Genomic DNA, 13,805 nt, shown 5'->3' on the forward strand with positions numbered 1-13,805 from the left:
GGAAACCTCCTCTTTTTGGAGTTCGTGAAAGGGTTAAGGATCCTGCCCGGAGCTTGTCTTAACCATTCCTATTTATTGACTTTTTGTTGTTCTAATCTTTGCTCTTCTTCTTTAATTTGACTTATATCAATTCGTTCAAACAACAATTGCAAATCAGTTACCTGTTGATAAGGGGGAACCGAGCGGGGCTTCCAATTCGGTAGTTCAAGCGATAAGAATCCCCTGATCTTCTCACAAGAAAACGGTAGAAACGGATGCAGCAAATTCGCCAAATTAGCTATAATCTGCACGCATGTATATATTGTAGAACCACAGGACTCCTGATCTTCTTTTACCTGAATCCAAGGTTTTTGCCGATCAAAATACTGATTTGCCTTACGTACATAAAAGAAAATATACTCGAGCGCATCCTTCAAATCTCCCGCTTCAATTAGGCGTCCTGACTCCAGATACAAGAGGTCAATGTTGTCGCTCCACCCCTTATCTAACTTTCCACTTGGCACGATCCCATCATAAAACTTCTCTACAAAAGCCAATGAGCGATTCACAAAGTTACCAAATGCTCCAAGCAGCTCACCATTATGACTATAAATAAACTCTCTCCAGGAAAAATCCGTATCCCGCTTCTCAGGCCCGTTGGCAATTAAGAAATAACGAATAGAGTCAGGATGATACCGCTCTAGAATATCAGGTACCCAGACTGCCCAATTACGGCTAGTGGAGAACTTCTGCCCTTCAAGGGTTAAATATTCGCTGGATATAATCCGATCCGGTAAATGTAGTTCTCTTGCTCCTAATAAGACGGCTGGCCATATCAGGGTGTGAAAAGGAATATTATCTTTACCATGGACATAATAAGCGGTGATGTCCTCTTGCTCCTCTGACCAAAAATCCTCCCAGCTCCGCCCAGACTGTGCAGCCCACTGCTTACTGGCTGATAAATAACCACTTACCGCCTCAATCCAAACATAAATCTTCTTGTCTTCAAATCCAGCTATAGGAACATCTACACCCCAAGATAAGTCTCTTGTTACCGCGCGGTCCTGCAGTTCTTCTTTTAAATAACGTTTGGTCAGTTTTATTGCATTTTCCCTCCAGTGTACTGCTTCCTCTACATATTCCGTTAATTCAGATTGAAATTTAGATAAGCTAAGATAAAAATGTTCTGTCGGTCGTTCTGACGGTGTATTCCCACATAATTTACAGACTCTGTCCAATAAATCGGCAGGGTCTAGAATCGTAGAACAATAATCGCATTGATCTCCACGCGCCCGCTGGCCACATACTGGACAAGTCCCTTCCACGTATCTGTCTGGCAAAAAGCGCTGATCCACCTCACAGTAACATTGCGCAATGGTTTTTTTATATAAATGACCATTCTCTAGTAGCTTCGCAAACAAATCTTGCACAACCTTATGATGCTGCTGTTGATCCGTTCTAGTATAAAGATCATAACTAAATCCCAGCTGTTCAAAACACTGCAGAAACTCTTCGTGGTATCGACTGGCAAAAGCTTCGGGTGTGATCCCTTCATTAGCAGCTTGAACCGCTACAGGTGTGCCATGACAATCGCTGCCTGACACATATAAAACGTTATCCCCCTTGCTGCGAAAATAGCGTGCCAGCACATCCCCAGGCAACACACTTGATAATCTTCCAAGATGTAAAGATCCATTCGCATACGGCCAAGCACCACCTATAAACACATTACTCATTAACCTTCTCCTCCTTTTTTTAGACAACAAAAAAACTCCCATCCACAAAGGACGAGAGTTCTACTCACGTGTTACCACCTAATTTTATAAATGCCTCATGACATTTACCTCTTCAGGTACGACGTTAATAAACGTTTATACCCTAGCACTGTAACGGATGCAGGTTCCGGCGCAGCCTACAACCCAAAAGGTTTCGATGCGCAGCTCTGAGACCATATTCCCAAGGTTTTTCTTTACTCCTTTTCAGCGACCGGAGCTCTCTGTAGAAAGAATTGCCGTGGTACTCTTTCTCTTCTTTGCCTTTAAATATTCAAGTTACTGGAAATGATACTTAATTTTCTGTTTATTGTCAATGTGAAACATCAAGCTCACTGTAACTTTTTCAATTAATTTTCGTCTTTTATATAAATAAGTTACAAGGAGGAGGTCCTTCAATGAAAAAAGTAAACTTGCTTATACTCTCTGTTCTTTTACTAGCAGGGGTATGGGGTTGTTCCGATAATAAGGTTAATTCTGTTCCCAAAAGTGAACCCTATACTTCCGAAAAAGCCATCAGTAGAGGGGATATTGTTTCTTTTGAAAAAGTGTACAACCTCGATAAATTTGAGCAATTTATAACTAATCTCTCCAGCAAAAAAGCAGACAATATACGAGTTACAAGTTACACAGATGAGGGCGATCCCATATTTAAGGATTTGAAGTTTGATGGCAATGTAATTAGTTATAGCTACGATACCTCTAATGATGCATTCGGTGGAAGCAACACAGGAGTCAGAACCGATACCTGCTCCGAAGTGACGAGTAAAAAAAACACACAAGGTGAAATAATCTATTCGATCAGCGGTTGCACAAATAATGACTCTGAAATCGATTACTACCTTTTCCGCACAAAAAAAGCCACCCAATCGTAATACGATAGGATGGCTTTTCTAATATCTATTTCATGATTTTGCAAATATCATTAGTGAATTGAACAGGATCACTAACCTGTAGACCTTCGATCAACAGTGCTTGGTTGTACAGCAGGTTCGTGTATAAACCGAGCTTCTCTTTATCGTTCTCAGCTGCTGCTTTCAAAGACTGGAAGACTTCGTGATGGATGTTGATTTCGAGTACCTTATCCGCTTGAACCTCTTGCCCATTCGGCATCGATTTCAGGATTTTTTCCATCTCGATTGTCAGTTCACCTTCAGCAGAGAGGCATACCGGATGAGTCTTCAAACGTTTGGAAGCTTTAACATTCTTCACTTTGCCGGACAAGATGTCCTTCATCGCTTCAAAAAGCTCCTTGTTTTCGTTCTCTTCCGCTTCCGTTGGCTTGTCCGCTTCGTCTGCTTCGATACCCAGATCACCACTGGATACGGATTTAAATTCTTTTTCTTTATAAGACATGATCATCTTGATCGCAAATTCATCAATATCATCAGTGAAGTAGAGAATTTCATACCCTTTATCCGATACAAGCTCGGTTTGTGGGAGCTTTTCGATTCTGTCGATCGACTCTCCGGATGCATAGTAGATGTACTTCTGATCTTCTGGCATTCTTGATACATATTCGTCCAGTGTTACCAGCTTCTTCTCCTTGGAGGAGTAGAACATCAGCAAATCTTGAAGTGTATCTTTGTGCATTCCATAATCGTTATACACACCAAACTTAAGCTGTCTGCCAAAAGCGTTATAGAACTGCTCGTATTTCTCTCTTTCATCCTTCAGCAAGCTTTGCAGTTGACTCTTCACTTTATTCTTAATGTTCTTAGCGATCAGAGTCAGCTGACGGTCATGCTGGAGCATTTCTCTGGAGATGTTCAGCGAAAGATCCTCTGAATCTACCATACCTTTTACAAAGCTAAAATAGTCAGGCAGCAGATCCGCACATTTGTTCATGATCAATACACCATTGGAATAGAGCTCAAGACCTTTTTCATATTCCTTTGTGTAATAATCAAATGGTGTATTTTCTGGGATAAACAAGATCGCATTATACACTACAGCACCATCTGCACTGATATGAATATGTTTAAGCGGCTTATCGAAGCCGTAACGTTTCTCTGCATAGAAGTTATCGTAATCTTCTGTAGTCAGCTCGTTTTTGTTCTTCCGCCAGATTGGCACCATACTGTTCACGGTTTGTTCTTGAACAACTTCCTCGAACTCGTTCTCTGTGCCTTCTTTTGGCTTCTGCTCCTTCACGTCCATTTTAATTGGGAAACGAATGAAGTCAGAATATTTTTTAATGATGGATTTCAGGCGATACTCTTCCAAATATTCATCATATTGATCTTCTTCGGTATTCTCTTTAATCTTCAAAATCACTTCAGTACCTACAGAATCCTTCTCGACAGGCTCGATAGTATAGCCATCAGCGCCCTTAGACTCCCATTTAAAGGCCTCGTCGCTACCAAGCGCCTTACTGATCACAATTACGTCATCTGCTACCATAAACGCAGCATAGAAGCCAACACCGAACTGTCCGATGATATTGTGACCATCTTTGGCTTCGTTCTCTTTCTTAAATGCAAGAGATCCGCTCTTCGCGATTGTTCCTAAGTTATTCTCTAGCTCTTCTTGTGTCATCCCGATACCTGTATCGGAGATCGTCAAAGTTCTGTTCGCCTTATCGGCAGTCACTTTAATATAATAATCTTCTTTATTGAAGACCAGGCTTTCATCAGCTAATGCTTTGTAATAGATCTTATCAATTGCATCACTTGCATTGGAAATCAACTCGCGCAGAAAAATTTCCCGTTGTGTATAAATGGAGTTAATCATCATTTCCAGCAATCTTTTCGATTCGGCTTTAAACTCTTTTTTGGCCATGAATAAGTAAATCTCCTTTCAAAATAACATCTTGTCCAACATTTCGTGATTAGCACTCTTGTTAGATGAGTGCTAATTCTTCTTTTTATATAACATAAACTGATTTTGAATGTCAATATTTACAGCGACTTTCTTTAAAGAATGCTATCTTTTGTATACAAATTTAAGATTTTATTGATCATTAATGATTCACTTGCGCGTAGGCTGATTCTATGTTTTAAATAGACTAGATGCATAAATTCCAAATAAAGGGTTATCATTATCAGACCTAGGAGGAATTCGAATGAATAAACAAGCGCAGTCCATTGTAAATTCTTCAGCAACAAGTCCCATTAAGAATTTGATTGGCAGTGTATTTATCCCCGTACACGATATTGAAAAAGCCCGCAGCTGGTATTGCCAAGTCCTAGGACTCCATGAAGCAAATCATCCGATTATGAACGGTCATTTATGCCCGTTAACTATGCAAGGAAGCACTGGGATCATTCTGGACACCATGCCCATGTGGGGAGGTTTAGAGCCTGAAGGGGCTCCTCCAATTACAACACCTGCTTTTATGCTTATAACCGATGATTTGCAAGCCTCTTTCAACTATATGAAGGAGCTCGGTGTAGAGATAGTAACCGAAATTCAAGATCAACAATGGTTTGTGGTGAAAGACCCTAATGGGAATAAACTAATGATTTGCAAGTAACATTTGCGTTAGAAATTGCAATGGCTGAGACTTCCACTTCTTAGGATGCATCAAAAGCTGCAGATCAAAATGAATTTCTTGATGTGCGAAGGGCAGCTCAGCCAAGTTCCCCCGCTCAATTTCTTCCTCTGCAACAATTTTAGGTAATAATGCAATCCCTAACCCATTCATAACACATCGTTTGATCGCTTCTAGATTCGAAAGCTCAAAACCAATGCGGAATATAATCCCGTGCTCTTTTAACAAATTCTCGAACAGACTCCGGTAAATACAGCTCTCTTCAGAAACAATTAATTCGCAGTTATTTAGATCCTGTAGCGTTACTGTATCCATCTGGGCAAGGGGATGGTTAATGGGGGCTATCAACACGAGCGGTTCATCTCTAATGATCGTACGATCAAGTAAAGAATCCGTAGTGGTACGATCGAGCATCAAACCGATGTCTACTTCCCCATCTTTTATTTTGGCCAAGAGGTTAGCTTCCTGCATCGTTTGTAGATGGATATCAAGTTTCGGAAATTTCGTCCTCAACTGCTGTAGGTAGGGTGGCAAGTAGAATGCAGCTAATGAATCAATCGTTCCAATCGTTAGCGTACCTCCAATTTGCTGGGCGATGGTTTCTTTAGAACGATCATACAGATCCAAAATCTCCACAAATAGCTTCAACAACTCTTCTCCAGGCGGGGTAAGTCGCAGCTGTCGACCATGCCTTTCTATTAATGGCACTCCGTATTCCTTCTCTATTTTCTGTATTTGCATCGTAACGCTCGACTGCGCGTAACCCAGCTCTTCAGCAGCCCGTGTAAAGCTCTGGCGTTTAGCTACCTCGCGGAATGTTCGTAAATAGGTTAAATCCATAACCTCACCCTAACATCAATATTTTTGATGATACACATCATTTATTATAGCTAACGACGATGCAACATTCCATGGTAAAGTGTATGTAGAGGAATTAAAATATTTTGGAGGCCGATAATTTATGCTTACAGAACAACAGATTTATGGAATTTATGTCCCCGTGGTCACCCCGTTCAATGCTGCTGGTGAAGTCGATCTGGATTCGTATCAGCGTTATGTAAAGAACATTATTAACAACAGCATACAAGGTCTGGTCGTTAATGGAACCACCGGTGAATCGCCAACTGTAACCGTAAATGAAATGCAGCTTCTAGTAAACACTTCTCGTGAGCTTTTACAATCTACATCTATCCCCTTAGTAGTCGGTACAGGAACCAATGACACAGCTTCTACGGTAGCACGCACAGAGATCGCAGCTAACCTTGGTGCAGATTGCGCACTAGTAGTCGTCCCTTATTATAGTCGTCCTTCGCAAGAGGGCATCATTGCCCATTTCCGCAAAGCAGCAGAAGTAGGTATTCCGATCATGGCTTATGACATTCCAAGTCGTACTGGTACTGCTATGACTCTAGATACTGCACGCACAATCCTAGAAATGAATAATGTTGTCGGATTAAAAGACTGCTCAGGTAGCACCAAAATGGTTACTGAGCTAGTTCGTACAGGTTCCAAACCTGTGCTTGGCGGCGACGATTCACTCTTTTATGAAATGCTTAGCGCTGGAGCAGCTGGTGGCATGCTTGCTACTGCGAACGTTTATCCAGCAGAATGTATCCGTATATACGAAGCCTTCAAATCGGGTCAATTCGACTTGGCAAAAGAAAACTTTGAACAACTACTGCCGATCATCCGTCTCTTGTTCAAGGAATCGAACCCCGCTCCAATCAAATGGATGCTTAGCCAGAATGGCCTAATCAATTCGGATACGCTTCGCCTCCCAATGACTTCCATCAGCACGGCGCTTCAGCAAGAGCTTAGTTCTTATGTTCAGGACAATGCAATTGAAGCGACTGCATAAGAGAAAAGATAACAGCCGTTATACAGTGAGGAACTGTTTAGCGGCTATTTTTTTGTAAATTTAAATTCTCTGTAACTAATGTTCTGATATTATCTATTCTTACCCCTCTTCAATCTTCTTGTTCGGTGAAAATAAAGTATTAGACTGGAGTTGTTGATTTAACGGGGGGTTGAATTGGAGATTACTCAGTTTTTAAAAAATTAGTTTTAGACTGATTCATTAAAAGAAGCAGCGGCAGAACAAGACTTGATAAATAAAGTCTAAGACTGACGCTGTTATTGAACTAACGTTCCCCGTTAGCTTAATAAGCACCTCAAATCCAGCCTATTGTTATTACCTCATCATGACAAAATTCAATTACATATCTTAACGATGGACTATAAATCCATTGGTCTGGTCCCATATCCATAATATCCTCAATGCTTTCTAGTATTGTAAATAAGGAGGTCTTTACCAATGGGTATTTATATATCCCAACAATAAGGTAAACAGGAACTGAAGTGTCCAAAGATTGATTAGATAGGACGGTAGGGATATTCAATATGTCTTCTTTAGTAAGAATAATTTTTTTATTTACCTTTTCCCAATCAATTCTTCCCCAAAATCCAATCGGAAAACAATCTGTCATTTTACTTTCAATCTTATCACTTTCGCTCTCATCTAATATATCCACTTTGTCCTTTTCTGGGAACAGCTCTAACATCTCTGAAATTCGTTTCTCTTTTTCCAATTTTTCTTCATGTTTCTTTCTTTCTTGAACTAGATATTCTAAACGCTTTTTTCTTTCTTCCCTATTCACAGGATAATGCTCCTTTACTAACCGACTATTTATAAAATGTACCACATTCTTAAACTAAACTGCCCGTTAGTTCAATGAAAAAAGCAGGATACCGTAGCTCCTGCAAATCAATTTGTATTATTCAACTATCGTTCCCAGTTAGCGCAACGACTTACTCTGTTGAATTTCGTGTTCCTCAACATAAAGCGGCATCAGAGAAGGCGAATCGTACCTTATCGCGGCCTTTAAACGACAAAATGGTGCCGATAGCCCTAGCCCCATAGCTGCAATGAAATAATGAGCCTAATCCGACAGTGCTCGCATGATGTTGGATTTCGCCTCTGCCGCAATCGCTTCATTCCCGTCATCGACCGCTTGCATCAAGATCAGTACGGGGATGTATACCGCGATCAGCCGCGCCAGCAGCTTCGTTTCCTCGTCCGCTCCTCCGTAAGTTTCGAAAAACACGCCGCGAGCGTAAGGTGGTAAAAAGCTGTAAGCAACGCTCAAATCGCAAGCCGGATGGCCTACGCTCAGATCGCCCCAATCAATGATGCCGGAAACGATCCCGTTCTCATTCACAAGCATATTTTTGAAATGAAGATCGCCATGTAGCAGTGCATTCACCGCCTCGACATGGTCCGTTTGCAGCCTGCTAATATACGCTTCGATCACACCGGACTCCTCCGGCGACAAGTGTTCAACCACCTTCGATAGAAAGCCCTCCAATTTCACTTTGCGCGATGCTATGTCCGTCAAGCTTCGATGATCTTGCTGAACTCCGCAGTTCAGCGCCGCCTGCACCGGAAACTCATGCAATCTCCGCAAAAATTTCGCCAGCGTCTCTGCCGATAAAGCCCGGCGTTCTTCCGTCAAACCGATGGGGAAATCTCCTGGCACGTAGGCATAGCCAAGAAATGGTGCCGGGTATTCGTCACTTGCTTCGCCATAAAACAACGGTTTCGGATAGGGGATGGTCATATATGCCTCCAGCTTCGGCAGCAGCTTCCCTTCCATACGAATCGAGCCAACTGCAATCGTTCTTCTTGGAAACCGGAACACGTACTCGTCACCGATGAGAAAAACCGTATTGTCCCAGCCCCAGCCCAATCGTTTCACTTGCTTCGATGACAGCTGAGGGAATTGTCTGCCGATCAGCGTCCGCGCCTGCTCTTCGTTAACCTCCCACTCCGCCTCCCATACATTCGTACCTCTCATGAAATGTCTGCCTCCTCGTTCCTTACTTTATTTAGACGTTTACATTCCCTGGAAGTTACTCATAACTGCCCGTTAGCTTAATGAAGCGTCCGCTAGTCTAATACTTTTTTTCTCAGTCTACAACTTTATTTTCTCAGGACATCAATATATATAATAATTGGACCAAGCCTTTCATCGTCTTTAGTTTTTAAGGTAACTGCAACAAATTCATCTTTTATCTGATTTGAACAATTATTTTTTATCCAATTAGCATTTCGTTCATCCTCAATTCCAAACAGTACAACAGATGCTTGCCCCACTGGATTTAACTCTATTTTCGCACTTCTTCTGTAAAACTATTCCAAGCTATTTAACTTATTGATGACATTCTGAAGTCCCTATTTTGTTGACTTCTTGAAACAGAAAATTTCAAAGTACTACTCCTAGTTTTGAGAGAACCCGATCCATTTTATCAAAATGTTCTTTGTCGCTTGAAGCATAAATCAAATCAAAACTATCGTCATTATTCATCACCGTTATTATGCTGTCATCGTAATTCCCATAAAATTCGATGCCAATCCAATGCCGAAAGGAAATACCTTTGTTTTTAAAATTTTCACGAATAAAATCCAAGTCGGTTTGTTCAATGGAATAGAACGATACACAGCCGTATTCAAGAGCGAATACGGTTTGCAAATAGGCCATCGCCTGAAAAAAATCGGTCAATGTTTCAAATTCCATTTTCCATACCTTTTCATCGTAACTCATATAGACAGGGGGATTGGACCTGGATAAATCGTTCCTATGGATTCCCCAGACACAGGCACGCTGATTCTCGCAATAAAAAATTAAATATTCGCTATGCTTGAAGTATTGGAATTGCTCGGGCTTGATCAAACTATCTTGCGTATGGTTCAGCCGCTCGTCTTTACCGAGTTCCAAATAATAATCTATAAACACCTGGGGCAATTCACCAAAATTATTTTTAATGGTTTGTATCTCGTCATGACTAAACCCGTTTCGTTTCGTAATATGAAACAGCTTTTTAATCATTGTAAAATCAGTCATCCGCAGCACACCTTATCCTTGTATAATTTGCTATCGATTGACTTAAGAATATTCCAAGTCAGTCTCCTTAACCATCAAGGGGGCATGTTATATATTTTACCATATCTTTACTCCACTAATCTGCCCGTTAGTTGAACAAAGGGCTACCTCTCGGCAGCCCTCATTATTGAACTCTAGTTCCTCGTTAGCTTAACGACACGATAACATAAAAATCCCAATATATGGTACAGTGTTGTTGGAAGTTTGAAAGTCATCAATCTAGCATTAAAAGGGGGCTTCTGAGAGTTGAGTAAAGAATTCAATTCCAAAACTCTCATAAATTTTACTTGCTACATTTACAGTAAGTAACAAGCCAATAGCGAAAAAAACAATTGATTCAAGCAATATAACAACATCTTTTTTTAAGCCTTGAATTACGTCCAATATTGCTCTTCAATCTTCAGATCCTTATGTCTCTTATCTACGTACTCATTCTCACTAATTATTTCTATTTCATTAGAATCAAAAAAACTAAGCAATCTCAATCCTTCATTTAACAATTCATCTTTATATTGTCGGGAAAACTCTGACCTTTTAACTGGGTCTGCAAGTTGATCATCGTAATCAAATACAATATATTTAAGGGCTATCATCCTAAAAAAGGAATATCCATTACAATACTCCCTGTAAATGTGTGAACAAGAACTAATGAATTCCTCCTCAATATAAACAAATCGATTTAATAGATCTCTGATCTTAAACTCTTCAACTGACCTATAATTAAGAATTTTTGTAAGTTGCCCTTCTAATTCATCCATCACATATTTAGAATTATAATTTAGATTAATCAATCTAAAATAGACATCTTTACCTAATGATTCTTCAAGTATCTCTTCTTTGTCATAAAGCCACTGTTCAAATTCCTTTGTTGAAAGTTTATTCCTCAAGACTGAGTGAAACCATTCTATAATTTCTTCATTGATCAGATCCATGATTTCAATCCTTTCCTTGCACCGCGGTTTCATATAACGCCTTATTTACGAACTTCGTGAATTTTCTTATGTATGAAGTATTCGTCGAAATGCTTACGCTCTGCTGCCCGTTAGTTGAATAAATAAAAAACGGCTGCCGAAGCAACCGCTATTCCACTAACGTACACGTTAGTGTACTTTCATTCTATCCTAAAACAGAAATGCAAACTAGCGTTCTTGTTTCTGTGTTTATATAATCAGGGGTTTCAGACAACGTCTTATTCGCGAACTTCGTGAATAATTCCGTATGTTGAGTATTCGCGAAATTACTGAGCTATCCTGCCCGTTAGCGCAGCAAGGCTGCCAATCGTGCTGGCAGCCTTGTCATGGTTGAACTATCGTTTCCCGTTAGCATTCCTGTAGAGCGTTATCTATCGTCACTTATCAAGCTGACAAATTTCACGAATAAATGAGCCTTCGTGAGAAAACTTAATAGCTCTTTGGCAATCGGTACATATTCTTGACATTGTACATTGACAAGAATATGTACCGATAAAACAATAAAACCACGATTTACGCGGTAATTAATCGGCTTATATTCTTGTCATTCGACAGAAAAATAAGGCCACGGTGTAAACCGTGACCTGCCTAAAACTAATTGGTTGTTGGTCTTGTAGATATTAGACCCACTAATATTTATAGGATAAAGTTTGATTTATGGTCATGCATCCGCATTGTATGAATAATGAGTAATTATTCTTTGTCAAAATAATCATCTGGCAAATTTAATTTTTTCAAACAACCTGTAAATTTTTCTCTGAAATTAATATTGCTTTTATATTCCGGCCATGCAACCTTATAATGACGCAATAACTTCTCATGAGGGATAACGCCCCAAAATAAAATAGTGTTTTTCACAACCTCCTTATCGCCACCCACTAACATCTGTTCAATGATTTCCCAACTTTCCGATTTGTCATTGCAATTGCGTGTGGCATAGATTGCGGCAGATTGAATATTCGAGTCGGTGTGGCACAAAAAGGACGCAAAGTTCTGAAGTGTAATCGCGCCGGAAGATTCCAAAACATACCCCACATGACGTAACGTTTCCGAATCGTGAACCCTGTCAAGACTTTGCAATATCACTTTTATAAATTCCGCTAAATCAAAAGATTTACCGTACCAATTCAGAATCATTAAAGCTTGTAAAAAATCTTCATTTCTTTCAGAATACAACAGCTCCAGAAGATAGTCTCTTCCCGCATCAAAAGAGGTTTTGCAGATTAGCTGAATGGCTGTGGTGCGATCATTTTGTCTTTGCTCAGCAACGCTCCTTAAAAAATCAATGGTTGGCTGCGAGATTTTCTTAAACTTGAACATTCCATCAAGCGCTTTTGATTTGATTTCTTCGTTTGGGGCGTTTTGATAAACCTGTATCAACGCATTTTCATCGCCCGGCATTCTACTGCCAAACCACGCGATATCATAATCCAGAATAATTTCGTCCAGCCAGCGCTCATACCAGTCCAGAAAGTTGTCTTCATAGACAAAGAAAAAGGGATGATCAGGATAAAAAACTGCAGTGTAAATGATTTTCCCCCTGTGTTTCCCTTCAAGTACGAGATACATATCGTATTCACAGCCTTGTGTGCCAATGCACAACATGCCGCCCATCACCCTATCACGGGCGGCGTCGTATTCCGGGTCGGAGATGTCTTCATCACTGATCAGTGGCTCGATCAGATGGTTCCATTTTTCTTTTGTCATTCTCGGGTGTAGAACGCATTTTGTAGTGAATGCATTTCTTTCGGTATAGGAAGTTGCTTTTTCAATCGAATAAATCCCGTAATAAGGCCCGGCACCTCCATTTCCGACTTTCGTTAAAAACTGGGCATAAGGCTCCGGAAGTGTGACTTGATTCTTTGCTTGCCAGTCCGCAAGCTCTTTTGCTGTAAGCACTTCATAAACCTTGTATTTATGTGAAGATGCTCCAAACACCAAAAAAGCCGTATCTTTGCGCATGGCCTTTTCGAGTTTGTTTTTTATTCGATCAAGTTGTGTTTCTTTCTTCCAAAACAACATATTGAATCCCCCCTGTTGATTATAGCCGGGCTTCCTTCGTTTGCTTATCCAGCAATTTCAGCAGATGCGGAAATCGGTATTCTCCGTACATACTCTGTATGTGCTCGGCAGCGACTGCTAGCTCCATGCCGACAGAGGTTATATACAAAGGCTTGGAGCTGTTGCCTCGGTAAAGCTTTTTGACAAAGGCTTCGTTGTCGTGAAAGGCATTTTTTGCAACACCGATCACTGGAATTTCCCCTGAAAAATTTGTGTAAACATAATGTCCGAGCCCGGGCTTTTTCTCATTGTTTAAGTACACATAGCCATCCACAACAATGGTATGTATTTGATTTATGTCAGTAAGTTTCAACAGTTCCTGTATGCAAGGGAGCTCTCGTTTATAGAAAAAACCCGTTTCGTATTTGTGAGGATTTTCCGTATAAGACATGATGACTTCGAGTGGTTTAGAATCTTCCCAACATTGAAAAATAACCCCCACTGATTTCGCTTTATTTTCCTCATAATACACATCGACAGCGATGATCATTGATAGCGATTCCTTCCTTTAAGCTCATTTTAAGCTATAGATTATAGCCAATATATCACATTTTGCCGTGCAGGATGATCTATAGATTATCCCAATACC

General features: G+C 40.4%; 13 protein-coding genes and 1 other annotated feature. Of the genes, 3 read left to right on the top strand and 10 right to left on the bottom strand.

From position 1 onward, the window contains the following. Positions 1–68 precede the first annotated feature (68 nt). The gene (gene metG / locus NST34_RS19650; RefSeq protein WP_341128614.1) at positions 69–1,715 is read right to left on the bottom strand and encodes a methionine--tRNA ligase; all 1,647 of its coding nucleotides are present in this window, start codon (positions 1,713–1,715) and stop codon (positions 69–71) included. 44 nt (positions 1,716–1,759) lie between these two features. Continuing rightward, positions 1,760–2,021, bottom strand: a binding site (T-box leader). 128 nt (positions 2,022–2,149) lie between these two features. On the opposite strand from metG, the gene NST34_RS19655 reads away from it, so the two are divergent. Next, positions 2,150–2,626, top strand: coding sequence for a DUF4362 domain-containing protein (locus NST34_RS19655; RefSeq protein WP_076286273.1), 477 nt, complete (start codon positions 2,150–2,152; stop codon positions 2,624–2,626). Between the two features lie 25 nt (positions 2,627–2,651). Here NST34_RS19655 and htpG read toward each other — a convergent pair whose 3' ends face one another. Beyond that, entirely contained in the window at positions 2,652–4,532 is a 1,881-nt protein-coding gene (gene htpG, locus NST34_RS19660; protein WP_076286274.1) for a molecular chaperone HtpG, read from the bottom strand. 283 nt (positions 4,533–4,815) lie between these two features. On the opposite strand from htpG, the gene NST34_RS19665 reads away from it, so the two are divergent. After that, positions 4,816–5,226, top strand: a complete 411-nt coding sequence (locus tag NST34_RS19665) for a VOC family protein (RefSeq protein ID WP_341128615.1) — start codon at positions 4,816–4,818, stop codon at positions 5,224–5,226. Here NST34_RS19665 and NST34_RS19670 read toward each other — a convergent pair. Continuing rightward, positions 5,209–6,084, bottom strand: a complete 876-nt coding sequence (locus NST34_RS19670; RefSeq protein WP_042189369.1) for a LysR family transcriptional regulator — start codon at positions 6,082–6,084, stop codon at positions 5,209–5,211. The genes NST34_RS19665 and NST34_RS19670 overlap by 18 nt on opposite strands. Positions 6,085–6,205: 121 nt before the next feature. Here NST34_RS19670 and dapA point away from each other — a divergent pair, with 121 nt between their 5' ends. Then, entirely contained in the window at positions 6,206–7,102 is an 897-nt protein-coding gene (dapA, locus tag NST34_RS19675) for a 4-hydroxy-tetrahydrodipicolinate synthase (protein ID WP_076300560.1), read from the top strand. Between the two features lie 313 nt (positions 7,103–7,415). Here dapA and NST34_RS19680 read toward each other — a convergent pair whose 3' ends face one another. The 7 genes from NST34_RS19680 to NST34_RS19710 all read right to left on the bottom strand — a co-directional run bounded on the left by NST34_RS19680 (position 7,416) and on the right by NST34_RS19710 (position 13,706). Further along, positions 7,416–7,901, bottom strand: a complete 486-nt coding sequence (locus NST34_RS19680; RefSeq protein ID WP_341128616.1) for a CDI toxin immunity protein — start codon at positions 7,899–7,901, stop codon at positions 7,416–7,418. A gap of 282 nt (positions 7,902–8,183) precedes the next feature. Next, positions 8,184–9,098, bottom strand: a complete 915-nt coding sequence (locus tag NST34_RS19685; protein ID WP_341128617.1) for a phosphotransferase — start codon at positions 9,096–9,098, stop codon at positions 8,184–8,186. Between the two features lie 125 nt (positions 9,099–9,223). Continuing rightward, positions 9,224–9,397 carry a hypothetical protein gene (locus tag NST34_RS19690; protein ID WP_341060256.1) on the bottom strand — a complete coding sequence of 58 codons (174 nt, stop codon included), beginning with the start codon at positions 9,395–9,397 and terminating at the stop codon, positions 9,224–9,226. Positions 9,398–9,506: 109 nt separating this feature from the next. Beyond that, positions 9,507–10,145 carry a hypothetical protein gene (locus NST34_RS19695; protein ID WP_340970833.1) on the bottom strand — a complete coding sequence of 213 codons (639 nt, stop codon included), beginning with the start codon at positions 10,143–10,145 and terminating at the stop codon, positions 9,507–9,509. A 413-nt stretch (positions 10,146–10,558) separates the two neighbouring features. Further along, positions 10,559–11,116: a hypothetical protein gene (locus tag NST34_RS19700; protein WP_341128618.1), complete on the bottom strand. Its 558-nt coding sequence runs from the start codon at positions 11,114–11,116 to the stop codon at positions 10,559–10,561. Positions 11,117–11,848: 732 nt separating this feature from the next. Then, positions 11,849–13,177: an SMI1/KNR4 family protein gene (locus tag NST34_RS19705; protein WP_339796738.1), complete on the bottom strand. Its 1,329-nt coding sequence runs from the start codon at positions 13,175–13,177 to the stop codon at positions 11,849–11,851. Positions 13,178–13,196: 19 nt separating this feature from the next. Next, complete coding sequence (locus NST34_RS19710; protein WP_042189378.1) at positions 13,197–13,706, bottom strand: endonuclease V; 510 nt, start codon at positions 13,704–13,706, stop codon at positions 13,197–13,199. Positions 13,707–13,805: the final 99 nt, after the last annotated feature.

The organism is Paenibacillus sp. FSL H7-0714 (genome assembly GCF_038003765.1).
In the GTDB taxonomy this organism is placed as follows: Bacteria; Bacillota; Bacilli; order Paenibacillales; family Paenibacillaceae; genus Paenibacillus_AQ.